Raw genomic sequence first — 22576 nt, forward strand, 5'->3', positions numbered from 1 at the left:
CCGGCCGTGGTGGTGCGGCAGTGCGGGGCGAGGACGCTGTGGGGAGCTGGAACTGCTGATGGCCAGGGGCAACGGGACCGTACTGAGGGACGTTCTCGACATCAAGGAGGACGCCCACGCCGGCGACTTCAAGATCGAGCTGTCGCAGGGCTTCTCCGGGAAGTCGGCCGGTTCCATCGCGGAGTACGTGGTCACTCCCCAGCTGGCGAAGGAGTTCGACAAGGCGTTGCGGCTGGTCCGCGACGCCCTGCGGAAGAACACCTCGTACGCCGCCTACCTGCACGGATCCTTCGGCGCCGGTAAGAGTCACTTCCTCACGGTGCTGCACGCCGTGCTCAACGGAGACCCGGCCGCCCAGACCAAGGAGCGCCTCGGCGATGTGGTGACCGGGCACCAGGACTGGCTGCGGGACAAGAAATTCCTGATGGTGCCGTTCCACCTGGTCGGCTACCCCAGCCTGGAAGGGGCGCTGCTCGGCGGCTATGCCGACGCCGTGCGCAAGCTTCACCCCGACGAGGCCACCCCCCTGGTCTTCCGGGCCGACTCCCTGCTCGCCGACGCCCGAAACCTGCGTGCTTCCATCGGCGACGAGGCGTTCCTCCGACTGCTCCCCGCGCCCAGGTCGCAGAAGGCCCCCGTGCCGCCCGCCGCCCCGGCCGACGGGGACGACGCCCCCGAGCTGCGGCCGATCGGCGCCGCCCCCGCCCAGGGCTGGACGGCCGCCGCACTCGACGCAGCGCTCGACGCCCCCGCCGGCGACCCGGGCCGCGACCAGCTGGTCACCGCGCTGTTCGACGGTCCCATGAAGTCGTACGCGGGCAGCACCGGCGGCGAGGAGGGGGCGTACGTCCCGCTGGACGACGGGCTGAGCGAGATCAGCAAGCACGCCAAAGGTCTCGGCTACCAGGGTGTGGTGCTGTTCCTGGACGAGCTGGTGCTGTGGCTGCAGGCCAAGATGTCCGACCGCACCTTCATCAACGAGCAGATCCAGAAGACCGTCAAGCTGATCGAGACCACCAACCCCGACCGGCCGGTGCCGATTATCTCCTTCGTCTCCCGGCAGCGTGACCTCTCCCAGCTCGTCGGCAAGGACGTCCTCGGCTCCGACGTGGAGAACCTCAACCAGGCTCTGCAGTACCTCGAGGAACGCTTCGAGGTGATCAACCTGGAGGACCGCAACCTCCCGGAGATCATCAAGGAGCGGGTCCTCAGGCCGCGCCCCGGCCAGGAGGCGGTCCTCGACGCCGCGTTCGCCGGGATCGACCGGACCAGCCAGATCGTGAAGGACGTGCTTCTCGACGGGGACGGCGCCACCGGCTCGCGCTGGGAGGACTTTCGGTCGGTGTACCCGCTCTCCCCGGCCCTGCTCAACGTGCTGGTCGCCCTGTCCGGCGCGCTCCAGCGCGAGCGCTCGGGCCTGAAGCTGGTGCAGCAGCTCATGGAGCTCAACGCCGACACCGAGCTCGGCAACCTAATCCCGCTCGGCGACCTGTGGGACGTACTGATCCACGACACCGGCACCGCCTTCACCGACAAGCTGAGCCAGGAATCGGAGTCCGCGACGCGGTTCCACGCCAAGGCCCGGGCACACCTCCTGGAGAAGTACGGCACCGCGGACCACATCGACTTCCGGGCCGACGAGCGCTTCGTCAAGACCCTGCTGCTCGCCGCGCTCGCCCCCGACGTGCCCGCGCTGCGACGACTGACCGGCACCCGGCTCGCCGCGCTCAACCACGGCTCGGTCCGATCCCGGACCGTCCCTGTCGGTGAGCGGGTGCGGGAGCGGATGAAGGCCCTGCAGCTGGAGTTCCCCGCCGAGCTGCGCGCCGAGGGCGGGGACGATCCCGTCTTCTCCATCCACCTGTCCGACCTCGATGTCGAGCCGATCCTGAATTCCGTGGTCCGCGAGGACAAGACGGGGGTCCGCCAGAGCTGGGCACGGGAGCGGATGCGGCAGGAACTCGGACTGGGACTGGGCAACGGTGAGGAGCAGCTCCTCGACACCAAGAAGATCATCTGGCGTGGTTCCGAACGCACCGTGGAGTTCTTCTTCGGGTCGGTCCACTCCCCCGTCAGCATCACCGACGAACAGTTCACTGTCTCCGAGCCGGGCCGCATCAGGATCATCTTCGACTACCCCTTCGACGAGAGTCACCGCCGCTCCCCCGACGACGCCTACCACCGGGTCCAGGGGCTGATCAACGGCGGTCACCACGCCCCCGTCCTGGTCTGGCTGAGCGACTACCTCTCCGAGCAGCGCAAGGCCCAGCTGGGGCGGCTGATGCGGATCAACTTCCTGCTCGAGCGCGACCGGCTCTCCGAGTACACACGCAACTTCCTGCCCGAGGAGCGGACCAAGGCCCGCAACCAGCTGGAGCGGGCCCGGGAGACGCTCACCGAGACCCTGGCCGGCGCGCTGAGCGAGGTCTACGGCCTCACTCAGGCCAAGGAGGGAACCGTCGGCGCGGAGGTGACCGACGGCCGGCACCTCCTGTCCCTGCAGCCCGAGCACCCGCGCCCGCAGCCCCCGGGGAGCAGGCAGTTCCCGCAGGCGGTGACGCAACTCGCCGACGGCCTGTTCTCGGCGATGTACGACAAGCACCCCGACTTCGGTCCCGGCGCCGGCTCCGTACCCAAGGCCGTCAGTCAGAACGAGCTGAACACCGCCTTGAAGTGGATCACCCTCGCGCTCGGCGAGAGCGACACCCGTATCGAGGTCGACTCCAAGGACCTGCGGGCCGTCAGGCGGGTCGTGGAGCCCCTGGGCCTCGGCACCGTCCACGAGGGGCCGCTGATCCTGAAGCGGGAGTGGTGGACCCGCATCAACCAGGTGGCCTCCCTCAACGGCCAGAAGGACGCCGCCGAGCTGAGCGCCGAGGACATCCGCCGCTGGATCACCCGTCCCGCCGAGGACAAGGGACTGGGGTACCGCGGCCTCGACAAGCAGATCACCAGCCTGCTGATCGCCGTCTACGCCCTGCTCGACAACCGCACCTGGGAGAAGTACGGAGCCGTCGAGGCGGCCCCCCCGCTGAACGAGATCGGCCCCGGGTGGTCGCTGCGCGCCAAGGAGATGCCCGGCGAGGAGGAGTACGCGGCGGCCCGGACCCGTGCCGGACGGCTGTTCGGCGTCCCCGCCAAGCCCGCCCTGTTCGCCCGCAACGTCCACGAGCTGGCCGCCGGCGTCCACGCGAAGGCGACCGCACACGAGAAGAGTGTGGGCGACGTCCGGTCCGTCCTCAAGCGCCACGCCGTGCTCCTCGGTCTCGACGCACCGGAGCAGGCCCCGCGCACCGAGAGCCTGCACACGGCCGCCGCGCTCCTCGCCCGGCTCGTCCGGCACGGCGACGACCCCACCGCCCTCGTCCGCGAACTGGCCGCTCTGTCGTACGAGACACCGGACCGCGATCTCTCACACACCATGGACAGCGCCGCGGAGCTCGCCGAGGCCCTGGACGGCACCGACTGGGCGCTCCTCGAACGCGTGCGCAAGCTCAGCGCGCGGGACGACACCGTTGGCGACCGGGCCCAGCGGTTCCTGGACCGGATCAGGGAGGCCGCCCGGGCCACGGAGCTGGAGCGGTCCCTGATTCCCGTGCTCAAGGAGGTCCGAGAGAGCGCCCACGCGCTGATGGACGCGGCCCTTCAACTGGAACCGCCCGCCCCCGCCCCCGGCCCGCAGCCGCCGGTGGACGCCGAGCAGGTCACCCTGTCCCAGCACGGCATCCCGCCGGTACCCTCGAAGCTGCCCGACCCCGGCCCCTCCCAGCAGCTCCGCATCCCGCCGGCCGACGAGCGCTCCGGTGACGACAGCAGGCCGGAAGACCGTCTTCCGGCCGCCCCGCACGTCGTGGACGCCGGCCCCTCCGGAGCCGCTGAGCTCCCCCGGAAGCTGACCGCCGTACGGGAGGAGATCGAGGCCTACCGTGCCGCGCACCCGGACGCGGCGGTGCGGATCGTCTGGCAGGTTGTCGGCGACGGCACCGTACAGACGGGGGAGGGCGAACAGGGATGAGCACCACCCGTCCCGTCGCCGGCCGCCGGGCCGTCGAGGTACTCCTGGAGACCGAGCTCGCCCGCGCTCCCGGCTGCCGGCTCGTCCTGGTCGACGCCGTCTGGGACAGCGCGGACAAGGACACGGAGTTCACCGTGCGGGTCGGGACCGGGCACCGCCGGGTCCTCGTCACCGACCAGGACTCCACGCTCGGCATCGCCGACGCCTGGAACCGCCACCTCGCGCAGGCTGAGGACGGCACCGGTGACGACAGTGTCCTCGTCGTCACCGGTACCGTCCCGCCCGACCAGCTCGGCTGGGACCTGCGCGCCCACGCGCCGCACCGGCGGCCGCTGCCTGTGAACCGGACCGAGATCGTCGCCCAGATCTTCGGGGCGGCCGACCTCGACCCCCGGATGCTCGGCGAGCACTGGCTGCTCGACGCCCTCCTGGCGGCCGAACCCCTCGACGGCTGGCCCCGCGCCAGTGGCGTCCTCACTCGCGACCGGGCCGTACGCGCCCTGCTCGCGGCCCGGCTCGGCCTCGGCGACACCGAAGCCGACACTCTGGACCTGGACGCCGACACCCTCTTCTCCTGGACCCGCGGCGCCTCGGGCCCCGCACGATTCGCCGCGCTGTCCGAGGACGAGCGGCGCGGTCTCGGCGAATGGCTCGGCCGGGCTGCCGGAGAAGCGGCCCCCATCCTCCTCACCCTGGCCGCCGAAGGACGGGGCGCCGACGCCCTGCCGCTCGGCGCACTGGCCTCCGCCGCCCTCGCCTCGTCCCGGTCCGAAGCCGCTGTCTTCGCCCTCGGCTCGCTCTTCGGCAGCGCGCTCACCGCCTTCGACCGGCTGAAGCCCTTCGCGGAAGCAGCCACCGGGGTCCTCACCCGCTGGACCGCGCAAGCGGAAGGCGGCGGGGCCCAGGCAGACCAGGCCCGGCACCGGCTCCTCGGCGTCCTCGAACGCGCCGACCGACTGGCCGCCGGAGCCCGGCTCGACACCCTGATCACCTCGGACCGCCTGCTGCCCTCCGGCTACCGCGGCCGGCTGCGCGCCCTGGCCACCGCCCTCACCGAGGGTGCGCACGCCGGGAGCGGCGATGCGGCCGGAGACGCCGAATCAGCACTGAACGACCTCGCCGCGCACCAACTGGCCGCCGTGTACGGCCACTCGACCGAGACCGCACACACCGCGGTCCGCCTGCTGCGCCGACTCGCCGTGCCAATGCCCGCCCTCTCCCACGTCGGCCAGGCCGTACAGGAACATCTCACCGACACCGGCTGGGTCGACCTGGCCGTCGGCATCCTCGCCGAGGGCGACGAATCACCCGACCCGGTCATCGGCGAGGCCTACCGGCGGCTCATAAGAGCCGTACGGGAGCGCCGGTCCGCCATCGACGAGGCGTTCACCGCGCTGCTCGCCCGCTGGACCGAGAACGCGGCCCAGCAGGCCGACGGGGGCGCCCTGCTCATCGAGGACGTGCTGGCCCGGGCCGCGGCCCCGCTGGCCCGCGACGGCGGCCGTCCGCTGATCGTCGTACTCGACGGAATGAGCGCGGATGTCGCCGTCCGGCTCGCTGGCGAGCTGGACCGGCGGGTATGGACCGAAATCGTCCCCTCCCCCGGCAGGGGTGCCCTCCCCGCCCGGCAGGCGGCGGTCTCGATGCTGCCCTCCATCACCCGGGTCAGCCGGGCCTCCCTGCTGTGCGGGCGGGCCTCCGAAGGCGGGCAGGACGCGGAGCGCTCGGGGTTCGCCGCCTTCTGGCGCAAGCGCCACCGGGAGGGCCGGCTCTTCCACAAGGGCAGCTTCGAAGGCGCGGCCGGGCACCGCCTCGCCCCCGAGTTCGTCGAGGCGCTCGCCTCGGACGAGGTGGTCGCGGTCGTGGTCAACACCATCGACGACGCGCTGTCCAGCGGCCGGGAGGGCACCAGTGGACGCTGGGGACTGCGCGACATCGGCAAACTGCCCGACCTGCTGAACGCGGCCCGCGACCACGGTCGCCCCGTCCTCCTGGTCTCCGACCACGGACATGTCATCGACCGTACCGACCGCGGGAACCTGCCCCTCCAGGTCACCGGCGTCAAGGGAACCCGCTGGCGTACCGGCACCCCCCAAGACGGGGAGGTGTCGCTGAGCGGGCCGCGCGTCCGGACCGACAGCGGCCACGCGACTCTGGCCTGGCGCGACGACGTCCGCTACACCGCACGGCAGGCGGGCTACCACGGCGGTGCCTCACTCGCCGAGGTCACCGTCCCCGTCATCACCCTGGTTCCGGCCGAAGGAGTCGTGCCGTCGGGATGGGTCCTACTGCCCTCCGAGGCGACCGAACCCGGATGGTGGAACTCCTCCTCGGGGGCAGGTCCCGCGCCGTGGCACACCCGAACCACGGATGCCGCCGTCTTGGCGAGGACCCCGGACCCAGGACTTGAGAAGACCGACAGCGTACCGAAGGCCGCCGGACGACAGAAGGCCGAGCGGGTTCCCGCCACGGCTGCCGCCGGATCCCCTGTTCCGGTCGCACTCCGGGCCGTCGACGTGGACGCCGCTCCCCGCCCGCTCCCCCGGACGAGCCTGGGCGAGCACGTCGTGCGCAGCCTCCCGTACAAGGCGCAGAAGGAGTTCGTACGTCTGGCTCCCGGTGAGAAAGCCGTCGCGGCCGTCCTCGACGCACTGGTCACAGCCGGCGGAAAGCTCTCGCCGGGTGCGGTCGCCGCAGCCGCCCAGGCCGCCACCGGCAAGTCTCAGCGCAACCCGGAGCGCTTCGCCACCGTCCTGGAGCGGCTGCTCAACATCGACGGCTATCCCGTGCTCCGGCTCATCGAGTCCGGCCGCACCGTCCAGCTCGACAAGGCCCTGCTCCAGGAGCAGTTCCTGGAAGGCGGCCCCGCATGACCCGGCCGACCCCCGACATCAGCACCGCGCGGCGCCAGGACGTCCTCGACGCACTGAGGCGCGGCACCGTGCCCCAAGCGGGACTCGGCCTGTTCGCCGTCGGCCTGACCCGCTTCGAGGCGGCACTCGACGACAACCTGAACACGGTCACCCGCGGCGGCTCCGCCTTCCACGCCCTGCGCGGCGAGTACGGCTCGGGCAAGACCTTCTTCGCCCGCTGGCTCGCCGAGAACGCCAAGCGGCGCGGGCTCGCCGTCAGCGAGGTGCAGATCTCCGAGACCGAGACCCCCCTGCACCGCCTGGAGACCGTCTACCGCAAGCTCACCGAACGCCTCACCACGGCCACCCACCAGCCCTCCGCGCTGCGGGCGGTGATCGACTCATGGCTGTACGCCCTGGAGGAGGAAGCCCTCGCGTCCGGTGAGATCGAGGACGACGACGAGGGCGGCCTCGCAGCCGCGGTGGACGAGCTCCTGGAACTCCGGCTCGCCGCCGTCGCCCGCACCACCCCGGCCTTCTCCGCCGCACTGCGCGGCTACCACCGGGCCGTGGCCTCGGGCGACGGGCCGCAGGCCGAAGCACTCATCGCCTGGCTCGGCGGACAGAAATCCGTGGCCGCCGCCGCCAAACGCTCCGCCGGAATCCGCGGCGACCTCGACCACTTCGGCGCCCTGGGATTCCTCCAGGGGCTGCTGACCGTCCTGCGCGACTGCGGGCATCCGGGCCTACTGCTCGTCCTCGACGAGGTGGAGACTCTGCAGCGGGTGCGGGGCGACGTACGGGAGAAGTCCCTCAACGCACTGCGCCAGCTCCTCGACGAGATCGACAGCGGCCGGTTCCCCGGGCTGTTCCTCGTCATCACCGGTACCCCCGCCTTCTACGACGGGCCGCAGGGCGTCCAGCGCCTCCCCCCGCTGGCCCAGCGCCTGGCCACCGACTTCACCACCGACCCCCGCTTCGACTCCCCGCGGGCCGTGCAGCTTCGCCTGCCCGGATTCGACCTGGCCTCGCTCGGCGAACTGGGCCGCAAGGTCCGCGAGATCTACGCGGCCGACGCCCGCCGGCCCGACCGTCTCGCCACCTACGCCGACGACACCTACCTGGAAGAGCTGGCCCGCTCGCTCACCGGATCGCTCGGTGGCAAGGTCGGCATCGCACCACGTCTGTACCTGCGCAAACTCGTCGCCGACGTGCTGGACCGGATCGACGAGTTCGACGACTTCGACCCTCGCAAGCACTACGCCCTCACCCTGGACAGCGCCGAACTCACTCCCACGGAACGCAACGCAGCCGGCGCCGACGACATCGAGCTGGAACTGGAACCATTCGTGGACACCGCTTCCGAGCCGAGTACGGAATCGAAGTCGTCATGACGGTCCCCCCGGACCCGGCCGACGTCTTCGACCTGCTCGACCCGATCCTCGGACACCACATCGTCAACACCCTCGGCTGGCGCGGGCTCCGCCCGCTGCAGGCGGAAGCCGTCACACCGCTGCTCGCCGGTGAGGACGCCCTCCTGCTCGCCCCCACCGCCGGAGGCAAGACCGAGGCCGCGGTGTTCCCCTTGCTGACGCGGATGAACCAGCAAAGCTGGACGGGCACAGGCGTGCTGTACCTCTGCCCGCTCAAGGCACTCCTGAACAACCTGGCGCCCCGGATCGACGGGTACGCCCAGTGGGTGGGACGCCGAGCCGCCCTGTGGCACGGGGACACCCCCGAGTCCGTACGCCGCCGTATCCGTACCGATTCCCCGGACTTCCTGCTCACCACACCCGAGTCCCTCGAAGCGATGCTCATCAGCGTCAAGACCGACCACACGCACACACTGGGCCGGGTGCGCGCCGTCGTCGTCGACGAGGTGCACGCCTTCGCCGGGGACGACCGCGGCTGGCACCTGCTCGCCGTACTCGAACGCCTGGAACGGCTGACCGGCCACCGCATCCAGCGCATCGGCCTCTCCGCCACCGTCGGTAACCCCGACGCCCTGCTCACCTGGCTCCAGGGCGCGAGCCCCACCGGCCGGTCGGGCCGGGTCATCGCCCCGGGTGTCACCCTCCCCGCAGGTGACAATACCTCTGGTTCCGGTGGTCTCCCCCGCCCCGACGGAGACGTCGAACTCGACTACGTCGGCTCGCTGGCCAACGCCGCCAAGGTGATCTCCGCCCTGCACCGCGGCGAGAAGCGGCTGGTCTTCTGCGACTCCCGCAAGCAGGTGGAGGAGCTCGGCGCGGCTCTGCGCGCCCGCGAGGTCACCGTCTTCCTGTCCCACGCCTCCCTCTCCACCGACGAACGCGCACGCTCCGAGCAGGCGTTCGCCGAGGCGCGCGACTGCGTCATCGTGTCCACCTCCACCCTGGAACTCGGCATCGATGTCGGCGACCTCGACCGAGTCGTCCAGATCGACTCCCCCGGCAGCGTCGCCTCGTTCCTGCAGCGCATCGGCCGCACCGGACGCCGCAGCGGCACCGCTCGCAACTGCCTCTTCCTCGCCACCCGGCCCAGCAGCCTGCTCCAGGCCGCCGGCCTGCTCACCCTGTGGTCCCGCGGCTGGGTGGAGGCCGTCACTCCGCCGCCCTCTCCCCGCCACCTCGTCGCCCAGCAACTCCTCGCCGTCACCTTGCAGGAGCACCGCATCGGTGATCGGCTGTGGCCCAGGCAGTGGAACGGCCTAGCCCCCTTCGACCGCTCCGCCGCGCCACTCCTCTCGCACCTCGTCTCCGAAGGTTTCCTCGACAACGACGGCGGCATGCTGTTCATCGGCCCCGAAGCCGAGAAGCACTTCGGGCGTCGGCACTTCATGGAACTGACCGCTTCCTTTACCGCGCCTCCCGAGTTCACCGTGCTCGCCGGACGTACCGAGATCGGCACCACCGACCCCGCTGTCCTCACCGAGGAACGACAGGGGCCACGCAGGCTCCTCCTGGCCGGCCGCAGCTGGCAGATCACGTTCATCGACTGGGCCCGGCGCCGCGCCTTCGTCGAACCCGTCGAGGACGGCGGCGTCGCCAAATGGCAAGGCAACGAAACCCGTGGCCTGTCGTACGCGCTCACCCGCTCCATGCGTGACGTCCTCCTCGGTACCGACCCCGACGTCCGCCTCACCCGCCGCGCCACCGTGATCCTCGCTGAACTCAGAACGGACCGCGCAACCCGGGAAGTTCACCCTGCGGGCTCCCTCCTGGTCCGCGACGCGGACGCCGCCCGGTGGTGGACCTGGGCCGGCTACCGCGCCAACGCCACCCTCGCCGCCTCCCTCGGCAACCTCGCCGACCCCGTGCAGCGCCCCACCGACACCCACGTCCGGCTCCGCCAAGACCTCTCCCCCGCCGACTGGAAAGCCGCCCGCGCCGAACTCCCCGACTCCCTCACACTGCCCACCGTCGACCCACGGGCCGTCCGCGGCCTAAAGTTCTCGGCAGCCCTCCCATCCCGTATCGCCACCACGACCCTCGCCGAACGCCTCGCCGACCTCGACGGTGCCCTTGCCGCGGCCCGTGAGCCCGTACGACTGGAATGGCACGCCTGACCCGTCACGGACGCCGCCGGCAACGGCGATGCCGAGGTCGGGCCAGGACGGAACGGCGGGGCCATGAGCATGCGCCGCACGCAGCCTGATGCGCGGGACAACCGCCGGACAGGCCAGTTTGCTCGGCGACAACCTCCGGGTCATCACCTCCGCAGCCACCCTCGTCGAGGTCATCCACCCCCCGGATCAACCGCCCCGCCCTGATGTGGATCCTCTCCCGGCTGGTCGCGGAACCTGTCGCCGACCCCCTCGCCCGGCACGCCGCTTCGACGCCACACTCGCCGCCCCCAGCCCCACCACCGTCCTCACCTCCGAACCGGAAAGAGATCTGACGGAGGCCTCCAGGCGACCACTGCGCAAGGCTGAGGAGGCAGTGCGCCACGGCCGCCGGCCGCGGTGTGCGCGCCGCCTAGGAGGACGCCTTCCCTCAGCTCCAACTCCACCCCACCGAGGCCGCCTCAGGTCACAGCCTTGCAGATCCGACTTTGCGACCTCCGCCATGTGCCCTACGGGCGCGACCCTGACGCTGGTTTGCCGCTCGGAGCCGACCTGGGCAGCGACCGGGTGTGGCTCTCCCTCGATGCCACTAGGGCGAGACATGCGGCCACGACGGAGAGAGCGGCAAGGGTCGCGAAAAGGTGGGGGTAGCCGCCGAGTGGGGCGGCGAGTGCGGCTCCGGCCCAGGGGGCCAGCGCCGCCACGATGCGGGCTGGTGCGCCGAGGAGTCCTGAGAGGCGGCCGTAGTGGGTGGTGCCCCAGCGGTCGGTGACGGCAGTGGCCTGGAGGAGGGTGAGGTTGCCTCGGACGATTCCGGTGACGATCGCAAGGGCGACCAGCAGGGGCATGGGGCCCGGGATGAGGGCGAGAGCCGCCGTGGTCATACCGCCGAGGGTGATGAGGGTGACCGTGCGGGTCGTGACGGACGTTCGGGCTGAGAGGCCCGTGTACAAGGTGCGGCCGAGGGTCTGGCCGGCGCCGCCGAGTCCGAGTGCCCAGGCGGCGGTTGTCGGGTTCGCGCCGCGTTCCGTGAGGAGTGGGATGAGACCCACGACGACGGCGTACATGGCGAAGCTGGACAGAGTGAAGGCCGCGGCCAGGAGGAGAAAGGGGCGATTGCGAGTGACCGGGGTGCGGTCGATGACGGGTGGCGCTGGCGGTGAGGGCGGTGCGGGCGGCCAGGGCGCGCGGAGTGCCAGGGCGTGCGCGGGGATGGTGACTACGGCGAGGATCAGGGCGAGGAGCGCGTATGTGGTGCGCCAGCTCAAGTGCTCGGCAAGAACCACGGTCAGGGTGCGAAGACCGTGGAGGCGAGTCCGCCGGCGAGGGTGCGGCCTGGTGCGGCCCCTGCCGCCAGCTGGCCCCGTCGCTGGAAGCCATCGCCGCAGAACATGGCGACCAGATCGAGATCGTCAAGCTCAACATCGACGAGAACCCGGAGACGGCCGCTGCGTACGGAGTCATGTCCATCCCGACGATGAATGTCTTCGTCGGCGGCCGGGTCACCAAGACCATCGTCGGCGCCAAGCCCAAGGCAGCCCTCCAGCGCGAACTGCGCGACTTCATCTCTCGCTGACAGCACACCGCGCCAACGCCCTTCGCGGCAGCTTCACCAGACCCCGGCCTCGCCAAGCTCCATGGCGGGACCGGGGCTTCTTGCTCTCCGACGCCTACTACCCGGCGACATGAGAGACCGCCTCGGGGCAGGGCTGGACTGTCAGTGGGCCCTGGTATATCTGGAACCACGACAACCTATGGATCAAGTGCGGAATATTTTTGGGCATAAACACGTGTACTCTCTGGGGAGTTGACTTCGCCAGGGCTGGAGGTGGACCGTGCGCGACCGGAGCAGCTTGGTGGCGGACCCCACCATGCTCACGCTGGCCCGCGACTCGCGTGGCTGGACGCAGTCCGACCTCGCTGGCGAGTTGTCACGTCTTGAAGGCACTCGTATCACCCAGGGGTACGTGAGCCGAGCCGAAGCCGGCCGGATCCCCGTCAGGGGTGAGCGCGTGCAACTGTTCGCCGACGCACTCCACTACACCGCCGACCTGCTGTGCAGCACTTCCGATACGGCCGGGACAGGCGTAGGGCTGATCCATCACCGTAAGCGCGCCTCCATGGGGGCGCCTGCCCTGCGTCGGATCCATGCGACGTTGGCGCTTACCCGCCTCCAGGTGGAATCCCTGACCCAGGCAGCAGACTTCCACCCCCGTATCCAGTTCCGGCGTATCGAGGTCAACGATTTCGACACCCCGGCCGACGCGGCGGAGACGGTCCGCGAGGAATGGAGCGTCCCCGCAGGCCCCGTCGATGACATGGTCGCCCTACTCGAAGGCGCCGGCGCACTGGTCGTAGTCCGCGACCTCTGCACTCCCGCGCTCGACGCGGTAAGCCAGTGGCCTACGGACAAGGCACCGCTGGTGCTCCTCAACTCCACCGCTCCCGCTGACCGCTCCCGCTTCAGTCTCGCGCACGAACTGGGGCACCTGGTGATGCACGGCGAACCCGGCGAAGGACGCGTGCAAGAAGATCAGGCCAATCGGTTCGCCGCCGAATTTCTCATGCCCCACGATGCCGTCCTGCCCGAACTGAAGCCAGGCATCGACGTGTCCCGCCTGCTGGACCTCAAGGCCCGGTGGGGGGTGTCGATGGCAGCTCTCATCAGACGAGCCATGGACCTGGGCGTTGTCAGCGAATGGCAGTACCGCACGCTCATGGTCGAGTTGTCCGCACTGGGCTATCGCACCAACGAGCCGACCACTATCCGGCGCGAAACCCCGCGTCATCTCGCTCAAGCCGTCACCCGGCTTGAGGAGCAGCTCCACCTCAGTCCGACCGAGACCGCCCACCTGGCGGGCCTGGGTCGGGAGGAGTTCCACGAGATCTACTTGTGCGCTTCTTCTCCGTCCGGACACAAGGATGTGCCGGACTCATCTGCGAGGTGATTCATGAGCAACACCCCCTCCCCGAGGCGGCGTCCGCCCGCCTTGAAGACGCTTGACCACACCGTTGCCGCCGTGCCCCTTCTGCAGGACCGGGTACTGCTCCATGAAAACGCCCTCAACCTTCCGCGGCCGCGCCCCGCGCTGGACGACGATTTCAGCGGCGTGGTGATGACCGGGGCGAAAGCCAACGAGCGGGCCTTCCACCTTCGCACCACGGCGGGTTACGAAGGCACGCTCCTGATCGACAGCGCCCCCTACACAAGCTACGTCGCGACGGCAGACGAGCCGTTCATGGTGCCCACCGATGAACTCTTTGCCTCGGTAGACACCTCACTGGCCTTCCAGAAGGTCCGAGGCGCGAGCGCTGCGCTGACTCCGACCGGCTACATTCCGCCGGCGGACTCCAAGACGCTCAAGGCCGTGATGCGCGAGGCCAACAAGATCGAACGCGCCGACACCATCGTGACGCTCCCCGTCGACGTCACGTGGCTGAACCGCGAGAACATCGGTCAACTCATAGCGGTCTGCACGAAGATCCGGCACCCAAAAGCCCTCATTCTCTTCCGCCAGTTCGACCCGCTGAAGCAGACCAAGGACATACCGGCCAACCTGCGCAGCCTGCTGGCCAGCGTCGAACACACGGCGCTTCTGCGCACGGATCTCGCAGCGCTCGACGCCATAGCACACGGAGCGTTCTGCGCGGGCATCGGCGTGCAGAGTTCACTCCGTCACGCGATCCCACCCAGCGAGAAGGCTCAGATCGGCAAACCACCTGGGGGCCCCATATACCCGCACGTGTTGATGCCGGAGCTCATGTGCTTCAAGGGCGCTGCGTCCCTCGCCAGACTGTACGGCAACGATGATCCCGCAACCTGCTCCTGCGAGGAGTGCGACGGGCGTGGCCTCGATCGCTTCTGCCTGCCTGACGGCGAAACCCGGCGCGAGGCCGACAACCACACCGTCCTCACGTGGAGCAACTGGGTCACCGAAATGGCCGGCTACCAGCCAGGCACTCCGCGCAAGACATGGTGGCGCGACAAGTGCGCGGCCGCGATCGACCGCTACGCGTTGGAGAACCAGCGCATCGGCCTGGGCGCCAGCCCCAGGTCCGGATTCCAGGAGCCCGCGCCGCTCAAAGCGTGGGCGACGCTTCCCATCGCCCCCTAGCAAGCCGCGGACGGGGCGCTCAGGGGAGCTGGCGGTGGAGATCTTCCAAGAACTTCCAGCCGGCGACGGTATGACGTCTGCGTACGAAGGGACGCGGCGGCACCACCACTTCCACCGTGTCCGCCTGAAGCGTGAGCAGGCCGATGCCGAAAAAGTCCGCGCGCATCACAGCATCATCCTTACGCCGCAATGCACCGTCCACCACTACCGCGCGCGAACAGAACGGAGTAAAGAGCTCGGCCATCTCCATCGCCGACTCCCAGCTTCGGCCAGGCACGAACGCCATGTCGATATGGACAGGCTGCGCCGCTCGACGGGTGATCGACCCGTCTCGGCGAACCGCCGCGCCCTTCGGCAGGGACTTCAGTACCCGCCCCTCCCTCACGCTCAAGGAGCCGATAGGAACCGGCTCGCCCAGGGGCAGCGACATGAGGAGATTCAGCACGTCAGGTCGTGTCAGCGGCGGCATCCCTTCAGCTGCCCGCCGCTCCCGCTCGAGCGCGTCATACCGATAGGCCACAACGGCTTCCGTCCCGAAGGCTTCGACGAGCGCGAGCTCCGCCTCGCGGGGCACAAGGTCGCAGGGAGCCAGCGCACCTGCGACGACCTCCATCTGCTCTCGCGCCACGACCGACATGAACCAACCCGCTCTCGTTTCGAACTGACACCCTCGTCTGCGGTGCGTCTGCACGCCCCTGCTTATCCCCAGGCACCCATCACCGGAAGCACGGGCGGCTGACGTTCACACGATCCACTCGCCAGTCCCCCTCCTGACGGCAGCCCAGCCGGACCGACACCCCTAACCAGCCTTCCCCTGCCCAAGACACGCGAACGCCTCAGCACGGATGGTCAGGCTAGTACGGGCCCTCGTACACCCGTCGGCCGCCTCCTCGGATGATCACGAAACGGCCAGCACCCGTCACAGGCCGACCAGCAAGCGTCCACGGCGGCCACCAACGAACGACTGCGAGCCTAGCCACCACAAGGGGCCATGCCTACATCTGTCCGAATCTTCATCGCCGCCTGCCAGCCTCCGTCCCCCTTCGACCGCGCCAGTCGGAGTGCGACTGAGAGCATGCCCGTAAGGCATTCGCACGGTGGGGAGTTCATGTGCCGCGAGAGCTAAACGAACGGCAGCACCAGGTGCTGCAATGGGTCGGCGAAGGCTGCCCTGACGGCGTATGGGAGGGGACCGCGCACAAACTCAGCTGCCAAGCCCTTCACAGCCGGGGACTGGTCAAAGTCACCAGGCGCCAGGGGCAGTGGTCCGTCGCACTCACCAAGGCCGGCCAGCAATACCTTGACCACGGAGCCCCTCCCCCCGATCAGCCCCGCAGCAGAGACACCGTGCCCACGCCACGGACTGGAATCCATTCGCCTGATGGGGCCGAGGACGAGAAGCCCAGTGTTAAGGCAGCCTCGCCTCCGCCATCGCCGGGAAGCAGGCCCCTCCCGCGAAAGAAGTCCAAGACCGTCACCGAGCAGCTTCTGGAAGAGCTTGCCGAAGCTGGCGGCCGAATCGTGAAACGCGAAGCCACCGGTCGGGAGACCGAGAAATGGCCTATCCGCGTTGCCGCAGCACGGCGCTCGGGAAAGATCCCCGCAACCAAGGAACTGCACGCAGGCTGGTGCCGCGACGGATACGAAATCCGGCTGGTCGACACCCCAGCCTGGCGCTTGGCCGTCCTGTCACCCGTTTCAGTACCGGCACGGCTCCCCACTCCACACCCCGTCGTCAGATCTCTGCAGGCTCACCCCCAGCCCATGGCACTGACCAAAGCCGTGCAGGGCAGAGCCTTCCGCCTCATCCACGCACTGCTCACCGCGACGCAGAAGCTGGGGTATGCCAGCGCGTTCGGTACGGCCGAGAGCGCCCCCGCAACGCATCGCCGGCGAGGCGGCTCGCCCCACTTCACCATCACAGCCCAGGGCCAGCGATGCGATTTCCTGATCCTGCAGGAACAGGACCGTGCCGACCACATCCCCACGAAGAAGGAGCTCTCGGACGCCGAAAAGCACTCCTGGGTCCGGATTCCTCGGTACGACCACTCCCCCGCTGAACGCCTGAGGATCTGCATCAGCGGCGGGCTACGGCACAGGACTGACGAGTGGGCCGACACGGCCGCGCGACCGCTGGAGGACCAGCTCGCCGAGATCGTGCAGGAGGTGGAACTCCGAGGGGAAGCTGCCGAACGCAAACGGCTGGCCGACCTGGAGGCAGCACGGGATAAGCGGCTCCGGTGGGAAGCCGCGATGAAACAGGCAAAGATCGACTACGCCGAGACAGTCCGCGTCCAGCGACTCGAAGCGCAAGAAAAGGCATGGCGTCACGCAGCGGGCCTCGCCGAGTACATCGACGCTCTCCACCTCCACGCACAGACCCTGCCGATTGGTCCAGAAAGAGACGAAGCCGAGGCATGGATCGCTTGGGCCTCGGGCCATGTGCAGCGCCTGAACCCACTCAACGGGACACTCCGTCTGCCGGATATCCCCGAACCGCGCGCCGATGATCTGCAGCCGTTCCTGCACGGATGGAGCCCCTACGGTCCCGGCTACTAGTCGCGAGCTTCCCTCGAATTGTCACAGAGCGTGTTCGGGAAGGTAAGGGGAGAGCGCGGGTCGGACAACGACCAACGCGGTCACCCACCATCGAGATGAGCGCCCCCCGCAGCAAGATCACGATCTCCCGCGAGAGGCGCCCACCACGCGCCTGACGGCTCGTCAAGCAACGTAGGCGGCGTGCGTCAAACGTGCGTCACGAGCGTCAAATCTGCGTCAAGATATCGCCCGTAACGCCCACAGCGCACATAACGCACACTGCCCTAACCTGCAGGTCAGAGGCCCTTTCCAACGGGTTCAAGGATCGCGACGCACTCGACATGATGGGTCATCGGGAAGAGGTCGAAGACGCGGAGCGTGCGGACCTTGTAGCCGTTGTCCTTGAAGTAGCCGAGGTCGCGCGCCAGTGCCGCCGGGTCGCACGCCACGTACGCGATGCGGCGCGGGGTGAGGCCGGCCACCTGGCCGACCGTCTGCTTGCCGGCGCCCGCGCGCGGCGGGTCGAGGACGACCAGGTCACACTCCGTGATCCCCGTCTTCGGGAGGATCTGCTCGACCTTGCCCTGCTCGATGCGGACCCGCGGGAAGTCCGCCAGGTTGTGGCGGGCGTCCTCCACCGCGCGCTTCGTCGACTCGATGCCGAGCACCGCGCCCGTCTCGCCCAGGCGCTCCGCGAGCGCGCCCGCGAAGATGCCGACGCCGCAGTAGAGGTCGAGGGCCATCTCGCCCTTACGCGGCATCAGGCCCTGCATGACGGCCTTGATCAGGGTGTCCGCGGCCTGCGGGTGGACCTGCCAGAAGCCGCCCATGCCCACGCGGTACGTACGGCCGTCCGCGCGCTCGCGGACGAAGGGGCGGCCGTGGACGCGGTGGACCCCGCCGTCCTTCTCCTCCACGCGCAGCACGGAGACCGGCTTGTCCAGCTCCACGAGCGGAAGACGGCCGCCGGGGCGCGGGGTCAGGACGACCTGGCGGTCCTGGGAGCCGGTCGCCGCGATGGCCTCGACCGTGGCCATCTGCGGCCAGTCCTGCTTCTCGATCCCCAGTTCGCTGACTCCCGGCGCCGCGATCATGCAGTGCTCGACCGCCTCGATCTCGTGCGAGCGGTGGCGGCGCAGGCCGACGGTGCCGTCCTCGTCGATGGCGAACTGCACGCGGGTGCGCCACTGCGGCACCTGCCCGGCCGGCAGCTTGTCGCCCTCGGCCGGCATGACGGTGCCGTCCCAGCCGGCCTCTTCCGGGGTGAGGCCGGCGAGCCGCTTCAGCTGCTCGGCGACGACCTCGCCCTTGAGCCGGCGCTGGGCGCCGGGCTTGGCGTGCTGCCAGTCGCAGCCGCCGCACTTGCCGGGGCCGGCGTACGGGCAGGGGGCTTCGACGCGGTCCTTGGAGGCGTCGAGCACGGTGATCGCGTCGGCGCGCAGGTAGCGGGAGTCGATGTCGCCCTCGGTGACCCTGGCGACGACCTTCTCACCGGGCAGGGTGTGGCGGACGAACAGGACGCGGCCGTCCTCGGTCCGGGCGATGCAGTGCCCGCCGTGCGCGACGGGGCCGACCTCGACCTCGTATTCCTCCCCGACCAGTGACTGCTTCTCGTTCTGCTCGACGCTCGTCATGGTGGGGAGACTCCAAAAAACTGGAACAACGGAAAACGGCCGGACGACCGACCCACCAGTTTACGTGGATCTCGTCCGGCCGTTCACCAACCTGCTCAGCGCTTCGGGGTGGCCTTCGTGGTGCCCTTGGAAGTGGGCTCCTTCGGCGGCCGCGGGGTGTCCACCGGGCCCCGGCGGACCGCGCCCGGCGCGTTCCAGTCCTGGCGCTTCTTCGCCCGCCGCTTGGCGAGCTCCGAGGACTCCAGCTGGTACGGCACCGAAGTGACCATCACACCGGGCGTGAACAGGAGCCGGCCCTTCAGGCGCAGCGCGCTCTGGTTGTGCAGCAGGTGTTCGTACCAGCGGCCGACGACGTACTCGGGGATGTAGACGCTGACGGCGTCGCGCGGGTTCTCGCTGCGCAGCCCCTTGACGTACTCGACCACCGGGCGGGTGATCTCGCGGTACGGCGAGTCCAGGATCTTGAGCGGGACGTTGATCCCACGCCGGTCCCATTCCTCGCGCAGCGCCTTGGTCTCGGCCGGGTCCACGCTGATGCTCAGCGCCTCCAGGGTGTCCGAGCGGGTCAGCTTGGCGAACGCCAGGGCGCGCAGCGTGGGCTTGTGCACCTTGGAGACCAGGACGATCGAGTGGACCCGGGAGGGCCGCACGCTGTCGTCGCTGGGGCCCTCGGCGGCGGCGATCTCGGCGGAGACGCGGTCGTAGTGCTTGCGGATCGCGCTCATGGTGCCGTAGAAGATCAGCATGCCGAGCAGGGCCACCCACGCACCGTGGGTGAACTTGGTGGCGAGGACGATGACCAGCACCATGCCGGTGAAGAAGGCGCCGAAGGCGTTGATCGCCCGGGAGCGGTGCATCCGGCGGCGGGCGGCGGCGTCGCGCTCCGTCCTCAGGTGGCGGTTCCAGTGCCGGACCATGCCGATCTGGCTCAGCGTGAAGGAGACGAACACGCCGACGATGTAGAGCTGGATCAGCTTGGTGGAGTCCGCGTCGTAGATCCAGACGAGCAGGATGGCCGCGCCGGCGAGGAGCACGATGCCGTTGGAGAAGGCGAGCCGGTCGCCCCGGGTGTGCAGCTGACGCGGCAGGTAGCGGTCCTGGGCGAGGATCGAGCCGAGCAGCGGGAAGCCGTTGTAAGCGGTGTTCGCCGCCAGGAAGAGCACCAGCGCGGTGGCGGCGGCCAGCAGGATGAAGAGGAAGCTGCCGTCACCGAAGACGGCCTCGGCCACCTGGGAGATCACCGGGTTCTGGATGTACTCGGGGCCGACCGGGACACCGTTCGCCAGCAGGTCCTCGGCGGGGTTCTCGGCCATCCTCACGTCGCTGGCCATGGCCAGGCCGATGATCCCGCAGAACATGGTGACCGCCAGGCCGCCCATGTAGGCGAGGGTGGACGCGGCGTTCTTGCTCTTCGGCTTGCGGAAGGCGGGTACGCCGTTGCTGATGGCCTCGACGCCGGTCAGGGCCGCACAGCCGGACGAGAAGGCCCTCAGCAGCAGGAAGACCATCGCGAAGCCGGCCAGCCCCTGCTGCTCGGGCTTGATTTCGAGGTCGGCGGTCGGCGCCGTCAGGGTCTCGCCGAGGACGAGGCCCTTCCAGGCACCCCAGCCGATCATGACGAATACGGCGGCGACGAAGACATAGGTCGGGATCGCGAAGAGCTTCCCGGATTCCTTCACACCGCGCAGGTTCATCAGCGTGAGCAGAAGGATCATGACGGTCGCCGAGAGCGTCTTGTGCTCGATGACGAAATGCACCGCGGAGCCGAGGTTCTCGACCCCGGAGGAGATCGAGACGGCGACGGTCAGGACGTAGTCGACGAGCAGGGCGCTCGCCACGGTCAGGCCGGCCCGGGGGCCGAGGTTGGTGTTCGCGACCTCGTAGTCGCCGCCACCGCTCGGATAGGCGTGGACGTTCTGGCGGTAGGAGGCCACGACGGTGAACATCAGCACGACGACCGCGAGTGCGATCCAGGGGCTGTAGTGGTACGCCGACACGCCCGCGATCGACAGGACCAGCAGGACCTCGCCAGGGGCATATGCCACGGACGACAGCGGGTCGGAGGCGAAGACGGGAAGGGCGATCCGCTTGGGAAGGAGTGTTTCTCCGAGGCGGTCGCTGCGTAGCGCCCGGCCGATCAGGATCCGTTTGGGCACGTCGGTCAGTTTGGACACGCAGAGGATCGTAAGCGTTCGAAATCAGACTGACGAACCCCCCACCCCCTCATACCGCAATCCCGCCGCAATTCCTCCCCGCCCGCAGCACGACTACGGCACGACTGCGGCGCAAGAGGCCCCACCGGTGACCGCCCGTGTGTAGCTTGGCCCATGGTCTGAGACCCTGTTAAACCAGAGCATGCAATGAGGCTGGGAATCAGCGAGTCGCTGACAGCCGGAAGGACGGCCGTGCACATCGTGATCATGGGTTGCGGAAGGGTGGGCTCCGCCCTCGCGCAAACCCTGGAACAGCAGGGTCATACGGTCGCTGTCGTCGACCAGGACCCCACCGCATTCCGCCGGCTCGGCGCCGGATTCGGCGGCCGCCGCGTCACCGGGGTCGGTTTCGACCAGGACACCCTGCGGGAGGCGGGGATCGAGGACGCGGGCGCCTTCGCCGCCGTCAGCAGTGGTGACAATTCCAACATCATCGCCGCCCGCGTGGCCCGTGAGATGTTCGGCGTCGAGAACGTCGCCGCCCGCATCTACGACCCCAAGCGCGCCGAGGTCTACCAGCGCCTCGGCATCCCCACCGTCGCCACCGTGCGCTGGACCGCCGACCAGATGCTGCGCCGGCTGCTGCCCTCGGGCGCCGAGCCGCTGTGGCGCGACCCCAGCGGTGGCGTGCAGCTCGCCGAGGTGCACACCTCCGCCGCCTGGATCGGGCACAAGGTCAGCGAGCTCCAGGAGGAGACGGGCGTCCGCGTGGCGTTCCTCACCCGCCTGGGCGAGGCCATGCTGCCCACGTCGGCGACGGTCCTGCAGGAGGGCGACCTCGTCCACGTGATGATGCGCACGGACGAGATCGACAAGGTCGAGGCGGCATTCGCCGAAGGCCCCGAGGAGGCACACGCATGAGGGTCGCGATCGCCGGGGCAGGCGCGGTGGGTCGCTCCATCGCGGGCGAACTGCTCGAGAACGGCCACGAGGTGCTCCTCGTCGACAAGGCCCCGACCGCCATCTCGGTGGAGCGGGTACCGCAGGCCGAGTGGCTGCTGGCCGACGCCTGCGAGATCACCTCGCTGGACGAGGCCGCGCTCCAGCGCTGCAACGTGGTCATCGCGGCCACCGGTGACGACAAGGTCAACCTGGTCGTCTCGCTGCTCGCCAAGACCGAGTACGGGGTCCCGCGCGTGGTGGCCCGCGTGAACAACCCGAAGAACGAGTGGCTCTTCAACGAGTCCTGGGGCGTCGACGTGGCCGTCTCCACGCCGCGCCTGATGTCGGCCCTGGTCGAGGAGGCCGTCAGCGTCGGCGACCTGGTACGGCTGCTGCGCTTCAGCCACGGCGACGCCAACCTCGTCGAGCTGACCCTGCCGGCCGACTCCTCGGTCGCGGGCACGCAGATCGGCGACATCGCCTGGCCCGAGGACACCTCGCTGGTCACGATCATCCGGGGCAACCGGGTCCTCACCCCGCACGGGGAGGAGACCCTGGAGCCGGGCGACGAGCTGCTCTTCGTGGCCGCCCAGGCCCGCGAGGAGCAGCTGGAGGACCTCCTCCAGGCCCGCCGCTAGCCCTGGGGGCACGCTCGACGACGAAGGGGGCGCCCCGTGCGGGGCGCCCCCTTCGGGCTTCCCCGGCCGCCCTGCTGCGGGGCCCGCCGGAGCCTCCGGCCCACGGCGCCGACGCCAGGGCCCGGCCCCGTAGGCCATCCCAGCG

General features: G+C 69.7%; 12 protein-coding genes and 3 pseudogenes. 11 read left to right on the forward strand and 4 right to left on the reverse strand.

What is annotated here, in order from left to right:
* Window positions 1-58: 58 nt before the first annotated feature.
* From ACIQZO_RS24200 to ACIQZO_RS24220, 5 genes and pseudogenes are all read left to right on the forward strand, one after another.
* Window positions 59-4015 carry a hypothetical protein gene (locus tag ACIQZO_RS24200; protein WP_403629501.1) on the forward strand — a complete coding sequence of 1319 codons (3957 nt, stop codon included), beginning with the start codon at window positions 59-61 and terminating at the stop codon, window positions 4013-4015.
* The gene (gene pglZ / locus ACIQZO_RS24205; protein WP_403629504.1) at window positions 4012-6888 is read left to right on the forward strand and encodes a BREX-2 system phosphatase PglZ; all 2877 of its coding nucleotides are present in this window, start codon (window positions 4012-4014) and stop codon (window positions 6886-6888) included. Before ACIQZO_RS24200 ends, pglZ begins: the two co-directional genes overlap by 4 nt.
* Window positions 6885-8261, forward strand: coding sequence for a BREX system ATP-binding protein BrxD (gene brxD / locus ACIQZO_RS24210; protein WP_403629506.1), 1377 nt, complete (start codon window positions 6885-6887; stop codon window positions 8259-8261). Before pglZ ends, brxD begins: the two co-directional genes overlap by 4 nt.
* A complete protein-coding gene (locus ACIQZO_RS24215) occupies window positions 8258-10414 on the forward strand; it encodes a DEAD/DEAH box helicase (protein ID WP_403629509.1) in 2157 nt (718 codons plus the stop codon). The genes brxD and ACIQZO_RS24215 overlap by 4 nt, the downstream gene beginning before the upstream one ends.
* An 88-nt stretch (window positions 10415-10502) precedes the next feature.
* Window positions 10503-10748: pseudogene (locus ACIQZO_RS24220) on the forward strand (DNA-binding protein); the annotation flags it as partial.
* 172 nt (window positions 10749-10920) lie between these two features.
* Here the strand turns inward: ACIQZO_RS24220 and ACIQZO_RS24225 are convergent.
* Window positions 10921-11741: pseudogene (locus ACIQZO_RS24225) on the reverse strand (MFS transporter); the annotation flags it as partial.
* Between ACIQZO_RS24225 and ACIQZO_RS24230 the strand changes: the two are divergent.
* The 3 genes and pseudogenes from ACIQZO_RS24230 to ACIQZO_RS24240 all read left to right on the forward strand — a co-directional run.
* A pseudogene (locus ACIQZO_RS24230) lies at window positions 11742-11987 on the forward strand (thioredoxin family protein); the annotation flags it as partial. It lies immediately after the preceding pseudogene.
* Window positions 11988-12246: 259 nt separating this feature from the next.
* Window positions 12247-13359, forward strand: a complete 1113-nt coding sequence (locus ACIQZO_RS24235) for an ImmA/IrrE family metallo-endopeptidase (protein ID WP_403629512.1) — start codon at window positions 12247-12249, stop codon at window positions 13357-13359.
* Window positions 13360-13362: 3 nt separating this feature from the next.
* Entirely contained in the window at window positions 13363-14526 is a 1164-nt protein-coding gene (locus ACIQZO_RS24240) for a hypothetical protein (RefSeq protein WP_403629515.1), read from the forward strand.
* Between the two features lie 19 nt (window positions 14527-14545).
* Here ACIQZO_RS24240 and ACIQZO_RS24245 read toward each other — a convergent pair whose 3' ends face one another.
* Entirely contained in the window at window positions 14546-15163 is a 618-nt protein-coding gene (locus ACIQZO_RS24245; RefSeq protein ID WP_403629517.1) for a hypothetical protein, read from the reverse strand.
* A gap of 1127 nt (window positions 15164-16290) precedes the next feature.
* Between ACIQZO_RS24245 and ACIQZO_RS24250 the strand changes: the two genes are divergently transcribed.
* Window positions 16291-17085 (forward strand): hypothetical protein, encoded by a 795-nt coding sequence (locus ACIQZO_RS24250; protein ID WP_403629520.1) that lies wholly within the window; start codon window positions 16291-16293, stop codon window positions 17083-17085.
* 275 nt (window positions 17086-17360) lie between these two features.
* Here the strand turns inward: ACIQZO_RS24250 and ACIQZO_RS24255 are convergent, their stop codons facing one another.
* Window positions 17361-18698 (reverse strand): class I SAM-dependent RNA methyltransferase, encoded by a 1338-nt coding sequence (locus ACIQZO_RS24255; protein ID WP_403629522.1) that lies wholly within the window; start codon window positions 18696-18698, stop codon window positions 17361-17363.
* Between the two features lie 95 nt (window positions 18699-18793).
* Window positions 18794-20872 (reverse strand): APC family permease, encoded by a 2079-nt coding sequence (locus tag ACIQZO_RS24260; RefSeq protein ID WP_403629525.1) that lies wholly within the window; start codon window positions 20870-20872, stop codon window positions 18794-18796.
* 231 nt (window positions 20873-21103) lie between these two features.
* Here ACIQZO_RS24260 and ACIQZO_RS24265 point away from each other — a divergent pair, with 231 nt between their 5' ends.
* Together ACIQZO_RS24265 and ACIQZO_RS24270 are read left to right on the forward strand one after the other, a co-directional pair.
* The gene (locus ACIQZO_RS24265; protein WP_403629823.1) at window positions 21104-21772 is read left to right on the forward strand and encodes a potassium channel family protein; all 669 of its coding nucleotides are present in this window, start codon (window positions 21104-21106) and stop codon (window positions 21770-21772) included.
* Window positions 21769-22431, forward strand: a complete 663-nt coding sequence (locus ACIQZO_RS24270) for a TrkA family potassium uptake protein (protein WP_030016274.1) — start codon at window positions 21769-21771, stop codon at window positions 22429-22431. Before ACIQZO_RS24265 ends, ACIQZO_RS24270 begins: the two co-directional genes overlap by 4 nt.
* Window positions 22432-22576: the final 145 nt, after the last annotated feature.

It is taken from the genome of Streptomyces sp. NPDC097617, from assembly GCF_044761485.1.
GTDB lineage: Bacteria > Actinomycetota > Actinomycetes > Streptomycetales > Streptomycetaceae > Streptomyces.